Origin of the sequence: Paenibacillus sp. FSL E2-0201, from assembly GCF_037963325.1 — a bacterium.
Classification (GTDB): domain Bacteria; phylum Bacillota; class Bacilli; order Paenibacillales; family Paenibacillaceae; genus Paenibacillus_AQ.
This window is the reverse complement of record NZ_CP150154.1, coordinates 819636-837909: the sequence shown is the minus strand read 5'-3', so window position 1 is coordinate 837909 and position 18274 is coordinate 819636. Positions and strand designations below refer to the sequence as shown.

The following is an 18274-nucleotide window of genomic DNA, read 5'->3' as shown; positions in this document are numbered from 1 at the left end:
TACAGATCATAAATAAAGTTTCCTAGAAATAATATTGACAACAAGGAAACTTAAAACGTATTATTGTTTCCATAGTCATTATTTAATTTCTGAGAAACAATAAATCGTAAAGAAGGTATTTATATGAATGTCCTGATTATTTTTGATCATCCATATGGAGCAACAGCGTCCGAGAATGTCCCCCATCAGCGAAGCTATTCCGCGGTCTTACTAGCTTCCGTTATGCGAGGTCTTACCACCAAAGGCCATACGATTGATCTTATCGATTTGCATGCCGATGAATTTAATCCAGTCATGTCTTGCGAAGAACTTGCTGCTTGGCGACAAAAGAAAACCATCGACCCTCTAGTCGCCAATTATCAGCAGCGTCTTATAGCAGCGGATCATATTGTCTTCATATTCCCTATATGGTGGGAAGCCATGCCCGCTCTTACCAAAGGCTTTCTTGATAAGGTATTCGCTAAAGGCATTGTCTACGAAGAAATTAAACCTGGACGGCCCTTCAAATGCTTACTGCCGAATATTAAAGGAGTATCCCTGCTGACTGTTATGAATACTCCTGACTTCTTTTATCGCTGGATTTTTGGCAACCCCATCACCAAGATTCTGTTCAGAGGGACCTTCCGCAAAATGGGAATACGTAAGAATCTCCGTTGGTATAATTATGCCGGAATGTCAGATCGCAGCTTAGAAGAACGGGTGAAGCATCTTAATAAAACAGAACGACGTTTTGCACGACTAGGGTAAATTAAATTACTGAAGCTGAAACGGATGTCGAGAGCTGAACCTCGGGTTTCTTCGCCTCCCGAAGCACCAGCAATCCAATGAATAAGGATGCAACACCAATAATGATCAGCAGTGCCCCCAGCTCCTGACTGTAGGCTGTTAGCGCCCCATTCCGAAAAGCCATCCCGCGTATGAGGCGATTCAGCCAATTCATCGGTAATGCCCAAGCGGAAATTTGAAAAAACTCCGGAAACGCAAGTGGACTCAGTTGGATTCCAGTAGCAAGAAATGACGGATACAATACGAAATTGGTTCGTAAATTAACTTTGGATACGTCTTTGGCAGTATAACCAATCAACAGGCCCATGAGAGACAAGGCAAAGGCATACACAAACAGCGGAAGAATGAACAGATAAGGCTCCGCTACAAAGCGCATTCCCCCCACCTGTTTTAATAAGCCATAACAAAGGAGCAGCGAGATAGTGGTCAAAACAGCGTATGGTAGACTACGAACCCAAATCTGCCAAGGAGAGTTCCCGTTTGCAAAGAGTTTCCCCTCCTGACGCAAGCGAGGGACAATTGAACCCGCTGCGCTTGTTGTAATCATCAGCACCACAATATTTACAAATCCAAGCACCATAAAACCTACGTAACTCGTGGTCGGATTAAACAGCATCCGCTGCTGAAGGGACAATGGAGAAATAATCCCTTTTGAAGTTTCTGCGTCCATTCCTTTCTGAACCAGACGGGTTATCGAAAGTGTCATATTTTCCGTCTGGATGACTTCCTGAATCGCAGTTCGGATGCCGGTTAGACCTGATGGCATGGATTATCCATTAATATGCCGAGATTCGTTGATAACCCCTGCTGCTGATGCAGCTCCAACTCTTTAGGAAGCATGATGACCGCGACTGCCTGCTCATTTGCCAGTAACGTTTCTGGATCCAGGGGACTGGCGTACACATTAGTTACTTTCATATAAGGAGAAGCATTTATTTTAGAGATCAGCTGTCGTGAATACGAACTGTGATCCTCATCAATGACTACAACATGCGATTCGCTGATTTGATTCTTTGAGAACATCAAGCCGAAGAACAGAGCTGCGATTAACGGGCCGATAAAAATCAAGCGTAAATACTTACTGCCCGTTACGTACTTCCACTCATCAATCAGTGATTTCATCGAGCTTCACCTCCGCAGTCATCCCCGGGAGCAAATCAGCATTCGCATCCATAGCTACACGGACAAGAAACATGCTTAAATCGGCTTGCCCTTTTTCGCGTGACATGCGTAAGCTGGCAAATTGAGGAGCAACTCCGATGGAAGCAATTACACCCGTCACCTCCGCTGGGTGCTCCAAATACGGAAAATGAACGCTAATGCTTTGATTCACCTCTAGCTTTTGGATTTCACTTTCCTGTATGTAGAGGTCTGTATAAAAGTTGTTTTTCTGCAATATCGCCATTGGCATTCCTTGCTGTATTTGATCTCCCGGCTTTACAATGATCCTGTTGACCGATCCGTCCTCTGGAGCGAGTACATCTGTTTCTCCTTCTTCAGCGGATTTAACCTTGAACAATACCTCTCCCTGTTTTATAGAATCACCTACAGCCACACCGACCTCTACAATTGACCCTGGACTGTTCTGATACAATAGGGTCTTTTGCTCCGCATCTAGAATCCCTTGCTTCCTGCTCTCAGCCTGACTGACAGCATCCTTTCCTTTTACAGCAAGAAGCGCCCCACCAACGATCAACACAATAGCAATTCCGATATACAAACCTGCTTTTATTTTCATTTTCCACTCTCTCCCATTCTCATTTTCCTAACTGCATTTTCGGCAGCCTCCATAATTACTTCTCCCAATGTGGGATGAGGGTGAATGGTCATCGCCAAGTCCTCCACAGTTGCACCCATCTCAATAGCAAGAGCAAGCTCCGACACAAGTGTAGATGCTTCTACTCCAACAATTTGGGCGCCAATAACGATTCCAGAGGTCGGGTCCGCTACAATTTTGACGAAGCCCTCAGTTTCTCTCAAAGCCAAGGCTCTCCCGTTAATCCCAAAGGAGGATTTGCCGATAACGACCGGAATTCCTTTTGACTTTGCTTCCGTTTCACTTAAGCCAACACTGGCCAGCTCTGGATCAGAAAATACAACAAGCGGAATGGCTCTATAATCAACCTCGGAGGAGAGACCAGCAATAGCTTCTGCCGCAATCTTGGCTTCGTAAGATGCCTTGTGAGCAAGGGCAGGACCCAACGTAATATCCCCAATTGCAAAAATATTCGGAATAGCCGTTCTGCACTGTTCATCTGTCTCAATCAATCCCCTGCTCGTCACTGGCAAGCCTATACGGTCCAGCCCTAAATTGCCGTCTGTATTTGGTTTTCGGCCTATAGTGACTAACACATATTCCGCTGTCACATACTGCTCTTCCTGATTTTTTAAATAATGCAGTGTAATGGCATCCGCACTCTGCACTACGTTCACAGCTGTCGCTCCGGTAATCATCTTAATCCCTTCAGCTTTCAACTGCCTTCCAACAGGGCTCACAAGCTCCGGCTCAAATCCAGGCAGCACTTGTTCTCCTCCCTCCAGTATCGTTACTTTTGTTCCGAATTTGGCATACATTTGCCCCAGTTTAACACCTATATATCCCCCGCCTATAACTACTAGGCTTGTTGGAACCTCTGGCAGCGCCAAAGCTTCTGTGGAAGACAAAACACGTCCGCCAACCGGAAAGGCTTGCAGCTCAATCGGACGAGAGCCTGTGGCCAGGATGACATTTTTAAAAGAAAGAGTCTGCTCCTGCCCACACTGACTGATAATCGCCGTATGCTCATCAAGCAATCTAGCCTCTCCTACCAGAATGTTTACGCCTGCCGTCTTTAATAAATAGCTGACTCCTCCTGCCTGCTTATTCACAATTCCCTGCTTGAAATCCTGAGCATTCTTAAATGACACTGCCGCATCTGCAGAGCTGAACGCTCTAAGCCACTCATAACGATGGGATTCTGCAATTAATGCTTTGGATGGAATACACCCTACATTTGTACAGACCCCACCTAACTGATCGCGTTCAACTATTGCCGTCTTCATCCCAAGCTGTGCGGATCGCAGCGCCGCCACATACCCTCCCGGACCTGATCCAATGACCAATGTTTCTACGGATTCAAGTTTATTCATCTCCCGATACCTCCTGTTTATCTAACTAAAAATATGATGACCGTAATATATTATAATCATCATATTTTAAAACCGTCAACAACCTTGTTTAGCATTTCATAAACTAGATGTGCTCAGAAACGCTAAATTGACAGGTTTTATTATGATGATTATAATATTTTAAAAGTAGAATTATGATGCTGTGGAGTGATTACAATGCCCTATCCCAAAGGCCATAAAATAAAAGTACGGAATAAAATTGTTGAAAGTGCTGCCCAGGCTTTTCGCACCCATGGAATTCATGATGTAAGTGTTCCCTTCATTATGAAAGGAGCCGGATTGACGCATGGAGGCTTCTATTCACATTTTGACAACAAAGAACAGCTGGTCGCCGAAGCCTGCCGATATGCCATCAGCGATACCATCGCACTTCTGCAGAAGGTTGCGGATCAGGAAGACCAGAACCCCAAAATCAATGCGGTCATTGATTACTATTTAAGTCCGTATCACCGCGACAAAACCGAGATGGGCTGCATTATTCCTGCCCTTTCTACCGAATTAGCCCACTCTTCCGAGGATGTTCGGCAGGTATTCACACAGGAGCTAGAGCGGATGATTGATTTTATCTCTACTCTGGCTGGCATCGACACGTCCAAAGGTAGCGCACTGTTCAGTACTATGGTTGGCTCTCTTATTCTTGCACGGACTGTAAATAATCCTGAATTGAGCGACAACCTCCTCTCTGCAGGCAAGCAGTCTGCCAAAAAGCTAGTTATGAACTAATTTTGATTTTGAGCCACAAATGAATCCTCCTCCAAATTTCTTCGTAGTAATATGAAATAAAAGGTAACTGAGGGGTGTATCCAATGAACGAGCAGTATGCAGCAAGGGTTGAATTGTTCGCAGAGAACGCACAGAGGATCAAAAAGGCTTTTCCTTGGCATAATGCAATGGTTAGCCGTTTGGCGGGGTTACTGTACACAGCAGAGAATAAAAGTGCAGATGAGGATGCGATTCGTGCGAGCCACGAGCTTATTAAAGAAAATACCGGAATGTTTTCTTCGTTTAGGGGGAATTCGGCAATCAGTATTGCTACTATGCTCTCTCTTTCTTCAGACAAGGAACAACAGCTTGCAAATACGCTGACCGTGTATGACTTATTGAAGGACGTCAAATTTAGAGCCTCTGATTATCTCGTCGTTGCCGCTTATCAAATCGCCGCTAATACGACAACAGATCAGTATCAGCGTACGGTTGAACGCGCAAAGATGTTTTACGATAGTATGAAAGCGAAGCACCGTTTCCTTACCGGACATGATGATTACATCTTCTCTGCCATGCTCGGCCTTTCCGATATCGACGTGGACAGCGGCATCGACCGGATGGAGCAGCTTTACACTACACTAAAGCCTGAATTTATGTCGGGGAACAGTGTCCAAGCTCTGACACAGGTACTGGTTCTTGGAAAAGAAGCTTCTGAAGCAGCGGATCGTGTACTGGCATTACGAGATGCGTTCCGTGCACATGGCATCCGGTTAGATAAGGAATATACCCTTTCTTCGCTGGGCGTGCTTACTTTGCTCTCCTCCAACAATAAGGACATGGTTACGGAAGTCTCAGAGACCTTCGAATTACTGCGTACCAAAAAAGGCTTTGGCAGCTGGTCCATTGTAAAGCAGGAATTGCTACTGTTGTCAGCTGCGCTGGTAGCTTTCAAATATGTAGAGGATGTGCAAAGCGGCATTGTAACCTCGATGCTTTCCACCAGCATCACTAACATTGTGATCGCACAGCAGGCTGCTCTTGCTGGGGCTGCGGCTGCGTCGGCTGCGGCTGCAGCCTCATCTTCTTCGAATTAAGTGGAAATGCGAGGGAAGACATGGACTCGATACAACCAATCACCAATAGGAATGAAGAATGTTTATACCGTCTACTGAATATTTGGGAATCATCCGTGCGGCATACGCATCAATTCTTGTCTGAACAGGACATTGATGCGTTGCGTCCACTGGTTCTACAGGGGTTGGAGCATATAAATCATCTGCTTACTTTTATAGATGAGAATGACCAATCCCTTGGCTTCATAGGGGTTCAGGATAACAAGATTGAAATGCTGTTCGTAGAACCTGCTGCAATGGGAAAAGGCATCGGTAAATCACTCGTTGCTTATGCCATACAGACACTAGACGTACACTACGTCGATGTAAATGAACAAAATCCGCAGGCCTTAGGTTTCTATGAGCATATGGGTTTTGAAGTTTTTGAGCGTTCTGCACTGGATGAGCAAGGTAATCCATTTCCTATCTTGCATATGAAGTTATCGATCGACTCACGTTAGAAGATTACGTCACCTCTCAAATCAAAAGAGACCGCTTCGAGCAGCCATAACAATGGCTGTTCGAAGCGGTCCTTTGTGTTTAAGTAGAATTAACTTTAGTTTTTGGTGTGGACGCTGCGCTTATTCTACTGATTTCAACGCCTCAATCATATGAATCCGTTTGAGCTTAATGTGCATGAATGCCATGACTATGCCTGAGAATAACAGTGTTAACAGCGCGGCATACACATAGCTTGGCCACTTGATGATCGGCGCGAACATCGTCGCATCCAGCTCAGCAGTATTCAAGACGAAGCTGTGCAATATAATGCCAAGACCCGATCCGGCAACAATGCCGAGTAAGCTTAGCAGCAAATTCTCGCGGTAAATATACAACGTTACTTCCTTATCATAAAATCCCAATACCTTGATGGTTGATAGTTCTCTGATCCGCTCAGAGACATTGATATTAGTTAAATTGTAGAGGACAACAAAAGCAAGAGCAGCAGCCGATACAATGAGCACCAAGGTTACAACGTCCATACTCTTCATGGTGTCGTCAAAGGCAGTGCCTACGCTGCTTGAAAAGCTGACCGCAGCCACTCCTTCATTGTCTGTCAGCTTCTCGCCGAACTTGTCCTCCCATGCTTTATCGTGCGTGGTATAGTTCAGCAGCTCTGTGTTGAACACCGGTTCTTGTCCAAATACGGAAGAATAATACGCAGGTGTCATATAGACATAGTGCATTACATAGTTCTCTGTAATCCCTGCCACCTTAATCTTGAATGTCTCGTTATCCTTGTCCACCACACTCAACAGGTCACCGAGTTCAAGCCCGTATAATTTAGCCAGCTTCTCCGAGATTATCGCTCCCTCGTCTGTGAGCATCCGCTTTTCTCCGCTCACTCGATCCCGCAGCTCTACATAATCGGATATAGCATCAACAGATGCAGGAATGAACAGATGCACATCCTGATCATTTACACCACTGCTGTGCGCTTTCATCGTTTCCTGCGCCACACTTAATGATCCGGTTATGCTGGACTCGCCAGTGATCAATTGCTCATAGGCATCCCGTGCATCCGCAGACGCATCTTCATGCAGCGCCACAAGTGCATCATATTTCATGATCGTACCGAACTGCTGAGGTGCAATGCTGCCAATCGAGTCTTTGAGACCAAACCCGGTCAGAATCAACGCCGTACAGCCGGCCACGCCGAACACAGTCATGAACATCCGCTGCTTATAGCGGAATAAATTCCGTGCGGTAACCTTTTGAACAAAGCTCAGTCGTTTCCATACAAACGTAACTCTCTCCAGCAAAATCCGCTGCCCGCTCTTTGGCGCCTTCGGACGCATCAATACGGATGCGTTGCTACGTAGCTCTACCCGCGCGGCAATCCAAGCTGTCAATGTTGTACAGATTAGCGCCACTATAATAGAAATGATGGAATATGACGGATAGAAGCTTTTGATAAGATTCGGCAGATTATAAAGCGAACTGTACGCATTATAGATAATGGTCGGAAACATGGTAAAACCGAGGGCAAGCCCTGCAACCGAAGCCGCCAAGCTGGCAAGCGTACCATAAACTAAGAATTTGGCCATAATGTCACGATTGCCATACCCAAGTGCTTTAAGTGTCCCGATCTGCAGGCGATGTTCCTCGACCATGCGGGTCATGGTTGTCAGACTGACCAGTGCAGCAATCAGGAAAAAGAATACCGGGAACGCGCTCGCAATTGCCGACAACCGGTCAGCGTTGTCTTTATATTCGGCATATCCCGGATTGGCGTTTCTGTCAGTGATATAGATCTTGGGAAGCGCTAGCTCTGCAAGCTTTTGCTCCCCTGCAGCCAATTCCGCTTTGGCTGAGACCAGTCCATCCGCAATGGCTTTCATATTTGCAGCTTGTTCCTGCTGCACCGCCTCTGGCTGGCGCTTTAAGTCAGCGAGCTGCTGCTCGGCGGCGGCTACCTTGTCACGTCCACTGGACAGCTCTTTCTCACCTTCCGCACGCATCTCAGTAAGACGCGCTTCCGGTACGCCGGACAGCGCCTGCTCTACTGCCTTGGTATGCTGTTCGATCAATTCCTCATACTCTGGTGAATAAGCCTTCACTCCGATTGTATCCTTGAAGGATAGATAGGCTTCCGTATAGACCGGGAGCTTAAAATCTGACTCCGGGATTGCTGCGAATGCATCCGCCGTTCCTTTACCAATTCCGCTGGTGCCCCGGGTACTCTTCTCTATAAATTGTGGGCTTCGCACAAAGCCCACTACGGTATAACCAAGGGTTTCGAAGTTGTTCGACAACTCCGCATCCGTTCCAGCTCCGCTGAACGTTACCTTGTCACCTAGTGCATACTTTTCGACCAGCTTGTCATCCAATACCATTTCTCCGGAATTCTCCGGAAGACGACCTTCAATTATGCTGTACTGGTTAAGAGGTTTATCTGAATTGTAAGAATGAACTTTGAGTATCAAGGCATTATCGCCACTGAATACATCCGCGCTGTAACCCGGCTGGACTTCGTCGATGCCTGGTACATCACTCAGCAGATCTATGTTCTCTTCGGTCAGACCATAGTTGGTCTGCACCTTCAAATCCATCAATCTCGTCTCTTGGTAAAAGGTTCCGGCTGTATCCAGCATATCTGGACCGGCTGACTTGATGCCGGAAAAAAAACTAACGCCCAGCATAATGATTGCAAATATCGAAATAAACCGGGCTTTCGTGTGCCTAATTTCGCGAAAAATATCTTTCCACAACGCTCGCTTTTTCATAGGTGACTTCTCCTTACCATTCGATATCTTCAACAGATACTGGCGAAGGATTGGTTACCATCTTCCGTACCTTAGCATTGTTAATCTCAATAACCCGGTCTGCCATTGGCGCAATCGCCAGATTATGCGTGATTACAATGACTGTCGTCCCTGTATTGCGGCAGGTATCCTGAAGCAGCTTGAGCACTTGCTTGCCGGTATTGTAGTCTAGTGCACCTGTTGGCTCATCGCATAGGAGCAGCTTCGGCTGTTTAGCTAGCGCTCTGGCAATAGCGACACGTTGCTGCTCGCCACCAGACAGCTGAGCCGGAAAATTATCCAGCCGCGCGCCCAGTCCCACATCCTCCAGCACCTTACGCGCATCTAGTGCACGCGGGGAAATCTGAGAAGCAAGCTCAACATTCTCTAGCGTGGTAAGATTCGGCACTAAGTTGTAGAACTGGAACACAAAACCCACATCATTGCGGCGGTAGCCTGTCAACTCCTTGGCACTGAACTTGGCTATGTCCGTACCGTCCACAATGACCTGGCCTTCGTCGGCAGAATCCATCCCGCCAAGAATATTAAGCACCGTCGATTTACCTGCACCGCTGGGACCGACAATCACTGCAAACTCACCTTTATTTATCTCAAAATCAATTCCGTCGTTGGCAACAATCACACTTTCACCCATTTTGTAACGCTTGTACTCCCCTTTTACAGCAACAAAGCTCATTCCTCATCCTCCTGTCTCTATCCAAACCAAGCCTAATTACTTTACATTGTTTCAGTTTATCATAATTAGAACGCCCAAGCCCGAATGGCAAACCCTCATTATGCAAGGTAAAATTCACATCATTAATAAGTTCATTTTTTTGTAACAATAATGTAACAAGGAAATTTTTCCGTAAACGATACTTAGTCATTTGATAGTGTTATAATCACCTTGATTTATTCATTCTTTTCAGGCAAGAGTGAAAGAACAAACAGAAACAGGTGATCAGATGTTCGAACTGAAATGGCTTTGGCAGAACTTAGAGGGGAACCGGACACGGTATATTCTGGCGCTCTGCCTCTCGGTGGTGGGCTCAAGTCTTACGATCGTGAACCCGTACATCAGTCAGCGCATTGTCGATACGTTTATTGCGGGTGACAATGCCCTGCAGAATCTTACACAAGAACGGCAATTATTAATTATGCTCTGCCTAGGCATGATTGGATTTTCTCTACTGCGTACAGGACTTGCTTATTTTACAACCATGCAGTATGAAAAGTCCTCGCAAAACATGATGTACAATATCCGTATTTTTTTGTACAACAAGATTCAAGGACAGGACAGAGAATATTACGACCATAACCGAACCGGCGATCTCATGACCAAGATGACCGGGGATCTGGATATGGTTCGGCACTCGATGGCATGGATTTTCAAAACGATCATTGAATCGCTAACGATCTTCATCGCCGCTGTTATCTATTTTTTCACTATAGATGCTCAGCTGACGTTGTGGATGCTAATCCTGTCACCGCCCATTTTTATTGTGGCTTACATATTTGCTAAACGCGTTCGTCCTATGTATATCGACCTGCGTGAGCGGTTGTCCCAGCTTAACACGACAACTCAGGAGAATATTTCAGGAAACCGTGTGGTTAAGGCTTTTGCCCGCGAGGAGTTCGAGGTCCAAAAATTCACAGAGAAGAATGTCAACTATTCCACGGCGAACAAAAAGGCCGCCCTTGTATGGCTTGATTACTTTCCTTATCTGGAATCATTCGCTCAGGGCTTCAACGTAATTCTTATGTTGGTGGGTGGTTTGTTCCTAATGAACGGCCGGATCACCTTCGGTGAATTCACGGCTTTCTCGTCGCTGATCTGGGCTGTATCCAACCCTATGCGCAACATCGGTATTATTATCAACGATATTCAGCGCTTTTTTGCGAGCTTATCCAAAATTGTTGATATCTATTACGCCAAGCCAAATATTATAAATGAACATAAGTCCACTACTAAACGCCGTTACGAAGGCCGTATTGAGTTCGATCATGTTCGTTTCAAATATGACAGCGCTATCGTACTTGACGATGTTAGCTTTACCGTTGAACCTGGTGAAACTATAGCAATCATGGGCTCGACCGGATCAGGCAAAACAACAATCATCAATCTGATTCCTCGATTCTATGATGTAGCCGAGGGGCGCGTACTTGTCGACGGCGTTGATGTCCGAAAGCTAGAGCTCGATGAGCTCCGCGATAATATTGGTATGGCGACCCAAGATGTACTCTTGTTCTCTGATACTATTGATGGAAACATTGCCTATGGCGATCCTGATCTTCCGGAAGAAGATGCAAAAGGCTATGCCGAGCTCGCGGCCGCACACGACTTCATTACCAAAATGCCTGAAGGTTATGATACCGTTGTCGGGGAACGCGGAGTCGGTCTATCCGGAGGTCAAAAACAGCGTATCGCTTTAGCACGTGCCTTGGCCGTACGCCGTCCGATCCTAATTCTGGATGATACGACCTCTGCTGTCGATTTGGAGACGGAGGAACATATTCAGAAAAGTCTACGCGAGCTGGATTACCCTTGCACGAAGATTATTATCGCGCAGCGTGTATCTACGACCGCGCAGGCTGACCGCATTCTCATTCTGGATGGCGGGAAGCTGGTTGAAGAAGGTACCCACGCCGAACTACTGGCGAAACGGGGCTACTACTACGATGTGTTTAAACTGCAGAACGAGGGTATTGGAAGGCAGGTGACCGCAAGTGGCAAGGAATAAATTCGACGTCGATGAGAATCTGGAATCGCCGTTTAATATAAAACACTTCCGGCGTGCGATGGTATACATCAAACGTAAGAAAACGCCAATGATTGTTGCATTTATACTCAGTGCGCTTTCAGCGGCTATATCCCTATCGGCTCCACTGATCATGCAGCATGTGATCGACGTAACCATTCCGGCAAAAGCCAAGCTTGCGCTGCTGGGCTGGGCTGGACTGATGCTTCTGACCATTGTGGTCAGTGTTTATCTGGCTACTATACGATCACGCATCATGACGAGTGTTGGGCAGGATATTATTTTTGATATCCGTACAGATTTGTTTAAGCATCTGCAAGAGTTGCCCTTCAAATATTATGACGACCGGCCGCAGGGCAAGATTCTCATCCGGGTCGTAAACTATGTCAACGCCGTTTCCGATGTACTGTCCAACGGTATTATCAACTTTATTCTAGAAATCGTGAATTTGCTCTTTATTGCAGCCTTCATGTTCGCCGTTGACGTACGTCTATCATTTGTCATCCTTGCAGGACTTCCGGTATTCTTTGGCATCATGATGCTGATCAAAACTCGGCAACGCCGGGCTTGGCAAGCGGTATCCAATAAGAGCTCCAACCTGAACGCCTATTTGCAAGAAAGCATCAGCGGTATTGGTGTGACGCAAATGTTCTCCCGGGAACAACGTAACGAAGGAATCTTCACACGTCTGGCGGGTAATTTCCGTACAGAATGGATGAAGGCTCTACGTTACAACATGCTTATTCCATTCTCGGTAGACAACTTGTCTACGATCGTTACATCATTGATTTTCCTTGTAGGCCTACTAACACTTAGTCCACAAGACATGACCCTCGGTGTCATTCTGGCGATGAGCAGCTACGCTGCCCGCTTCTGGCAGCCGATTCTGAATCTTTCGAACCTGTACAATAACTTCATCAACGCCGTTGCCTATCTTGAGCGTATCTTCGAGACGCTGGATGAACCAGTTACCGTCAGTGATATTCCGGACGCGAAGACACTGCGACCTGTAGAGGGCCATGTCACTTTCGACGATGTGACCTTTGCCTATGACCCAGGACTCAATATTCTGGAGAATATCTCCTTTAAGATCAAAGCGGGAGAAAGCATCGCTCTGGTGGGACCAACAGGTGCAGGCAAAACTACGGTCGTCAATCTGATCTCGCGCTTCTATAATATTTCCAGCGGTAAGATTCTTATCGACGATCAGGATATCTCGCAGGTTACACTGAAGTCTCTGCGCAGCCAAATGGGAATTATGCTACAGGATAGTTTCATCTTCTCCGGTACGATCTTGGACAATATTCGTTACGGTAAACTCGATGCCACCGAGGAAGAAGTAATCGCCGCAGCGAAAGCCGTCTGTGCCGATGAATTCATCCGTGAATTCGATCAAGGCTACCTGACAGAGGTCAACGAGCGCGGCTCCAAGCTATCTCAAGGACAGCGGCAGCTCATCTCGTTCGCAAGAACGCTTTTGGCTGATCCGAGAATTCTCATACTAGATGAAGCCACTTCATCGATCGATGCGAAGACTGAGCGTTTGCTGCAAAAAGGTCTGAATGAGCTCCTTAAAGGACGTACCTCGTTCATTATCGCGCATCGCCTGTCCACCGTAAAAAACTGCGACCGTATTATGTATGTATCTAATAAAGGTATTGCGGAAAGCGGCTCACATGATGAGCTTATCGCACAAAAGGGGCTTTACTACCGCCTCTACACGGCACAGAAGATGGAAGCATAACTCAATAAACACCAAAAAAAGCTCAGGCTGTAAATCGCCCTGAGCTTTTTTGGTGTTTATATGTTCTTAAAAATATGAAAACTAATCTATCACTGTCCAAATATTTAGCGCCAGTGAGCGAATCGCAATATTCGTGTGATTTCTGTACACCCTCAAACGCTCTGCAGGCTCTGAACTCCAGAGTAGAGCACTTCCGGCAACCTCAAGCAACGAAAGTCCAATATACTGAGATTCGTAACTACCCTCAGACCCTAGCACATCTATAATTTCCAATAACGTCTCCGGACTCCAGTAGCCTGTGCTGTCTTTTAAATTATACGCAACCTGCTTGTAGGCATCGCTCAACAGCTGCGGTTGATATGAAATACTGTTAACCATCTGATTCAGATACGTGGCGGATTCCTTCACATTATTCCAGTCTATTACTGCTATATAAAGCTTCATCACAACTTGCTGTAAAGTCTCCTCCGATGTTAGACACTCAATCAATCCCGTATACAAAGGTTTAAGGTGTACCCGGGTGATTGTTGGCAAAGCGTTCAGCTGGTTGATAAGTTTCAGGAGACGTTGCCGATGAGGCAAATCTCTACTGGTAGTTGCATTCCATTCATCGCTTATCGCCGCACTAGCTAATTTCTGACAAACGCCGATTACAACCTCATTGATCTTACCATCGCGGCAGGTTTGTATTAGCGTGTTCATGGCAAATTCCCATCTAGTGCTGTCTTTCAAATCCGTAATAGCCTGAGCAGTGGCAGCTGCAACAATGCCTTCATTTCCATTGGTCCACCACATCATAGAACTGAAAGCATACTTGCCGACAAACCCATCCGGATGATTTCCGATTTCAATGATTAATTTTAAATAGCGAAGTCTATAGTCTAGCGGAAGATCATTAGGCTGTTGGGATAACAAGCTCCTTGCGATATCACTTTCTGATGAAGCGGCCATTGCACTTAAAATCTTCCAAGCGCGCTCATCATCTAAAAGCTGTTTCGCAGCATGCCCTATGGCAATGATTACATCCTTGTGTGCATTTGGTTTCTCGAACTCGTTTATCAATAGTGGAATGCTGTTATCGCTTCTATAAGCACCCAGTAAGCGGATGGCCTCTTTTCTAACAGTGATCTTCAGCTTATCCCGATTCAGCAGCTCTTTCAGCATGGAAACCAGTAACACCGGATTCACTCTACGGATGCATCTGGGTATCGAGTACATGGCTACACGGGCCCGGACCCCATCCAGATTCTCCAGCAGAACGGAAAGTGCCTTCTCCGGTTCTTCCATGAGTGAAAGGGCATGAAGTGCAGCTTCTACTACGGTTACTTCCTTATCCTGTAAAAGCTCAAGTAATCTATCCGGAGCAAGATCAGGCATACTTGCCATGATCTTAATAACTCTCGAACGCTCCCAATGGTTACGCTTAGCATCGAATGCGATTTTTTCTAATAAGGCACTTAATGCTTGCTGCTGGCGCGGCAGCCACCTGTTGAATCCGTCCGTAGCTGGCACAAGATAGATCGTTTTACCTGATAAGAATTTACCTTTGATGGCAGCCCCCGAAATAAAGGGATCGAGCCATTCTTGACGTTTTAGATGCAGATGCTGGAATACTTCATGGATCGTAATATACGATTTATCCAAAGCTAATAGTTCCTTAACTCTGGCATCACGCGTTGTATGAGGCGAAAGCCAATGTCTGACTGCTTGTATAGCTGTAGAATCTGCCTTTGCTCTCGTTGCTTCCTTTAACAAATTTTGAAGTTTTACAATACCGTAGCCTCTTTTACCAAATGAGCTGGCCAGGCTAAGCACTAGATTGTAGTCTTCTCTTTTGTTGCCCTGTACAGCTAATGTATAGATTTCATCAAAGATGACCTCTTCTACTCCTTGGGGTAAATTCTTCTCCAATGATGGAAGTGAAAGCTGTCCGTTCTGCTGGGCCAGTTTCCGGATCGTATTTAAAGAGAACTTGAACAACTCACTGTGAGGATTTAATGCGTTATGCCGGAGAATAACAAATGCCAGTTGTTGAACGGAAAACTTCGTACCATATGAAGTATCTATGGCATCTATAACACTATCAACAAGCCTAGTAAGTTCTTGTACATGGGCATCGGTGAACACAGACGCAGGACTTTCAGAAAGCTCCTTAAACACAAAACCTCGAACAGGATCCTGCTCATTTCTAATCCGGCTCAAAAATACCAAAGTCTCATGCATACCCTGTCTCGACAGAACCGTACTTCTTATCAGTTGCATAAGCGCCGTGGAACGTTCTTCTGAACTGGATACCTTTGTTGCTTGTTCAAGCCCCGCTCTTGAATGAAGAATAGAACGGCAAGCAGTGAGTCTGATTGTTCTCTCTCGGTCATCATTGATTTCACGAAGGCCAAGCATCCGGGTGGCTTCCTTGTCACGCAAGGCATGTGGTAATACATATAATAATCTTTCTGGAAAAACGCGTTCACGGCGCTTATCTTCTTCATACACGGCATCAAAAATCACTTTACGGTTGGAAGGTGCAATATTATGCAGCAACTTCGCTAAATGCATCGGGTGATCTGCGAGTAATTTCGCTATCTCAATCCATTGATCCATGGATAAATATTTTTTTCTTTTTAGTACCCCTTCAGGCACACCATAAGAAATCAGATCGCTCCGCGACTCCGTTCGTGTCAGCAGCTGATACACCTTATTCGGATTTTGGCGTACAAGCGTGCCAAGTTGCTCCTTTAACGCAGGATGTATGACACCCTCGGGTCCATGATTCATCGCACACGCAAGTACCAGATCCGCCTTCAGATTGCATAGGATCTCCATAGCTGATGAGAACCTCCACCAGACATATCCCTTTTCCCTGGGTGGTGTGCTTTCTAGCGTTGTTTCGAAGTATTTCGCTACTACGTCAAAATGCCGGCTGGATAATTTCTTCCAGTCTTTTATGGCATATCCGATATCAGCAAGCCATTTACTTACCGTTGCCGAATAACAGGCCTGCAATATAATCGCGGCTTCCTCCGCTCCCCACCGGGCATACACTACAGTTAATAAGCGTTCCGCTAATTTCTGACGGTTAATCTGTGAAATACTGTGCAGCAGCTTGCGGCGGCAATCATGGGATAAATGGGGGAGCTCACGTTCAATATCAGCATCTGAAGCCACCTTTGCCAAAAGACCCGCAGCCGTATTTCTGATACTTGCCATGGGATGCCGCAGTGCTGACAGAATAATAGGGGCATCATGTGTTGCAATCGCACCGATTAAAGCAAGACGTGCTTCATAAACGCCATCCTCCAGTAAAGAGGCTAGTAATTGGGAGTATTGTGCAGATCCAAGATGATCACGGCCTAATATCGCTACTTTTTTGACTCTGTCGGAATAGCCTAGTGAATCCAATTCTTTAAGTAAGCTCTGTTTGTCCAATGGATCTCTTTTAAAAATCATAAGCCCTCCTCTTTCACCTGTTCTTATTCCATCCGAACATTATTCTCTACACCGCAATCTTTCCCCTTCAACAATCCTAAAATTTAACAACTCGTTTCGGTGAGCAAAAAATAAAGGTAACCCTGAAGCTGGTCGTTCAACCGTCTTCAAGATTACCCACCGTATACTACTTACTCTCTTCATTCTTTTTCTGTATAAACACATACGTACTCTCATCCGACAGCTCATCCGCATAGCTGAAATCAAACCCGTCGAAGCCTTTGATATCCTCCACACAGGTGATTTGCCGCTCAGCCATGAAGCGTACCATCTCACCTCTGGCCATCTTGACTAGAGTCGCTCTCTCAACGATCTTACCGCCGATTTCCTGCCCAAATACACAACTAATCATTCGAACGTTTCCGCCAACATACGGGGAGATGCACTTGCTGTATTCCTTGGAGGCCAGATTCAGAATGATGTCAGTTTCCGAAAATAGCTGATCTGCCAGCTTCCTGTTCCAGAACTCGTAGATAGATTTGAAACCTGGTCCGCTAAGCTTAGCCTGCATCTCCAGCCTGTACGGAACAACGCCGTCAAACGGCCGGACGATTCCATAGAACCCGGACAATATCCGTAAATGCTGCTGAAGATATTCGAGCTCCTCCATTTGAAGTACCCCAGGTGCCATGTACTGATACTGGATACCCTCATAAGAAAAGATAGCCGGTGTAAGATTCCGTGTTACATCCATCTCACGAATCCGCTCTACATTTAACGTAGCGATGGCATCATTGCATTTCCATAGCGATTTGGCTTCTTCATAATTCAACTTTTGTAATAAGGCCAGAAGAGTCTGTGACTCGCTTATGAAATGCGGCAGCTGGCGGCAATCCATAAAATCCGTATCCATCTTCATCTTCTTGGCAGGCGATATAATGATTCTCATGATGCTCCCTTTTCTCTTTTCTTACCCCCGCGGGGAATTTATACGTAACTTTATCCTATCACACTTAATCTTCGTAGGCTTGGGGCAAGTTCATGAAATTTTTCACTGCCGCCCGCTTTGCCCGCTACCACCATCCGTACCCTGGCTGCCATTTCTTCTTGTCCCGCCATTCATGCCGGGAGAGACACCTCCATCTTTACCCCGACCACCGTTAAAGCCCTGTCCCCCGTTCGCCCTCGAACCAGAATCTGTACTTGATATCTTCTGCGCGGTGATGGCATCGCAAGAGACGAGCACCATGGAACAACTTAGCACTGCTATGAGCAAAGCGAGATATCGCCTAATCCGCATCTTTGAACCCCCTCTTTCCGAGCAAAAAT

At 46.0% G+C, this 18274-nt stretch carries 15 protein-coding genes; 6 read left to right on the top strand and 9 right to left on the bottom strand.

What is annotated here, in order from left to right; all coding sequences use genetic code 11:
* Nucleotides 1-123 precede the first annotated feature (123 nt).
* Nucleotides 124-747, top strand: coding sequence for an NAD(P)H-dependent oxidoreductase (locus tag NSU15_RS03660; protein WP_339289234.1), 624 nt, complete (start codon nucleotides 124-126; stop codon nucleotides 745-747).
* 1 nt (nucleotide 748) lies between these two features.
* On the opposite strand, the gene NSU15_RS03655 is transcribed toward NSU15_RS03660, so the two are convergent.
* The 4 genes from NSU15_RS03655 to lpdA are packed head-to-tail and all read right to left on the bottom strand — an operon-like array spanning nucleotide 749 to nucleotide 3915.
* Nucleotides 749-1552: an ABC transporter permease gene (locus NSU15_RS03655; protein WP_339289233.1), complete on the bottom strand. Its 804-nt coding sequence runs from the start codon at nucleotides 1550-1552 to the stop codon at nucleotides 749-751.
* Nucleotides 1537-1908, bottom strand: a complete 372-nt coding sequence (locus tag NSU15_RS03650; RefSeq protein ID WP_339289231.1) for an ABC transporter permease — start codon at nucleotides 1906-1908, stop codon at nucleotides 1537-1539. The genes NSU15_RS03655 and NSU15_RS03650 overlap by 16 nt, the downstream gene beginning before the upstream one ends.
* Nucleotides 1892-2524 (bottom strand): HlyD family efflux transporter periplasmic adaptor subunit, encoded by a 633-nt coding sequence (locus NSU15_RS03645; protein WP_339289230.1) that lies wholly within the window; start codon nucleotides 2522-2524, stop codon nucleotides 1892-1894. The genes NSU15_RS03650 and NSU15_RS03645 overlap by 17 nt, the downstream gene beginning before the upstream one ends.
* The gene (gene lpdA / locus NSU15_RS03640) at nucleotides 2521-3915 is read right to left on the bottom strand and encodes a dihydrolipoyl dehydrogenase (protein ID WP_339289229.1); all 1395 of its coding nucleotides are present in this window, start codon (nucleotides 3913-3915) and stop codon (nucleotides 2521-2523) included. The genes NSU15_RS03645 and lpdA overlap by 4 nt, the downstream gene beginning before the upstream one ends.
* Nucleotides 3916-4110: 195 nt before the next feature.
* Between lpdA and NSU15_RS03635 the strand changes: the two genes are divergently transcribed.
* The 3 genes from NSU15_RS03635 to NSU15_RS03625 all read left to right on the top strand — a co-directional run bounded on the left by NSU15_RS03635 (nucleotide 4111) and on the right by NSU15_RS03625 (nucleotide 6232).
* A complete protein-coding gene (locus NSU15_RS03635) occupies nucleotides 4111-4677 on the top strand; it encodes a TetR/AcrR family transcriptional regulator (RefSeq protein WP_042124157.1) in 567 nt (188 codons plus the stop codon).
* 83 nt (nucleotides 4678-4760) lie between these two features.
* Complete coding sequence (locus tag NSU15_RS03630; protein ID WP_042124155.1) at nucleotides 4761-5753, top strand: DUF4003 family protein; 993 nt, start codon at nucleotides 4761-4763, stop codon at nucleotides 5751-5753.
* A 20-nt stretch (nucleotides 5754-5773) separates the two neighbouring features.
* Nucleotides 5774-6232 (top strand): GNAT family N-acetyltransferase, encoded by a 459-nt coding sequence (locus tag NSU15_RS03625; RefSeq protein ID WP_042124153.1) that lies wholly within the window; start codon nucleotides 5774-5776, stop codon nucleotides 6230-6232.
* Between the two features lie 120 nt (nucleotides 6233-6352).
* On the opposite strand, the gene NSU15_RS03620 is transcribed toward NSU15_RS03625, so the two are convergent.
* The gene (locus NSU15_RS03620; protein WP_339289226.1) at nucleotides 6353-8998 is read right to left on the bottom strand and encodes an FtsX-like permease family protein; all 2646 of its coding nucleotides are present in this window, start codon (nucleotides 8996-8998) and stop codon (nucleotides 6353-6355) included.
* Between the two features lie 13 nt (nucleotides 8999-9011).
* Nucleotides 9012-9713 carry an ABC transporter ATP-binding protein gene (locus NSU15_RS03615; RefSeq protein ID WP_042124149.1) on the bottom strand — a complete coding sequence of 234 codons (702 nt, stop codon included), beginning with the start codon at nucleotides 9711-9713 and terminating at the stop codon, nucleotides 9012-9014.
* A gap of 238 nt (nucleotides 9714-9951) precedes the next feature.
* Between NSU15_RS03615 and NSU15_RS03610 the strand changes: the two genes are divergently transcribed.
* Together NSU15_RS03610 and NSU15_RS03605 are read left to right on the top strand one after the other, a co-directional pair.
* On the top strand, nucleotides 9952-11757 hold the full coding sequence (locus tag NSU15_RS03610) for an ABC transporter ATP-binding protein (protein ID WP_231574028.1): 1806 nt from the start codon (nucleotides 9952-9954) through the stop codon (nucleotides 11755-11757).
* Entirely contained in the window at nucleotides 11744-13519 is a 1776-nt protein-coding gene (locus tag NSU15_RS03605) for an ABC transporter ATP-binding protein (RefSeq protein WP_042124145.1), read from the top strand. The genes NSU15_RS03610 and NSU15_RS03605 overlap by 14 nt, the downstream gene beginning before the upstream one ends.
* Before the next feature lie 81 nt (nucleotides 13520-13600).
* Here NSU15_RS03605 and NSU15_RS03600 read toward each other — a convergent pair whose 3' ends face one another.
* From NSU15_RS03600 to NSU15_RS03590, 3 genes are all read right to left on the bottom strand, one after another.
* Nucleotides 13601-16966 carry a HEAT repeat domain-containing protein gene (locus NSU15_RS03600; RefSeq protein ID WP_339289224.1) on the bottom strand — a complete coding sequence of 1122 codons (3366 nt, stop codon included), beginning with the start codon at nucleotides 16964-16966 and terminating at the stop codon, nucleotides 13601-13603.
* A gap of 166 nt (nucleotides 16967-17132) precedes the next feature.
* Nucleotides 17133-17894, bottom strand: coding sequence for a peroxide stress protein YaaA (gene yaaA, locus NSU15_RS03595; RefSeq protein ID WP_339289223.1), 762 nt, complete (start codon nucleotides 17892-17894; stop codon nucleotides 17133-17135).
* Nucleotides 17895-17996: 102 nt separating this feature from the next.
* Entirely contained in the window at nucleotides 17997-18245 is a 249-nt protein-coding gene (locus NSU15_RS03590; RefSeq protein WP_076120117.1) for a hypothetical protein, read from the bottom strand.
* Nucleotides 18246-18274: the final 29 nt, after the last annotated feature.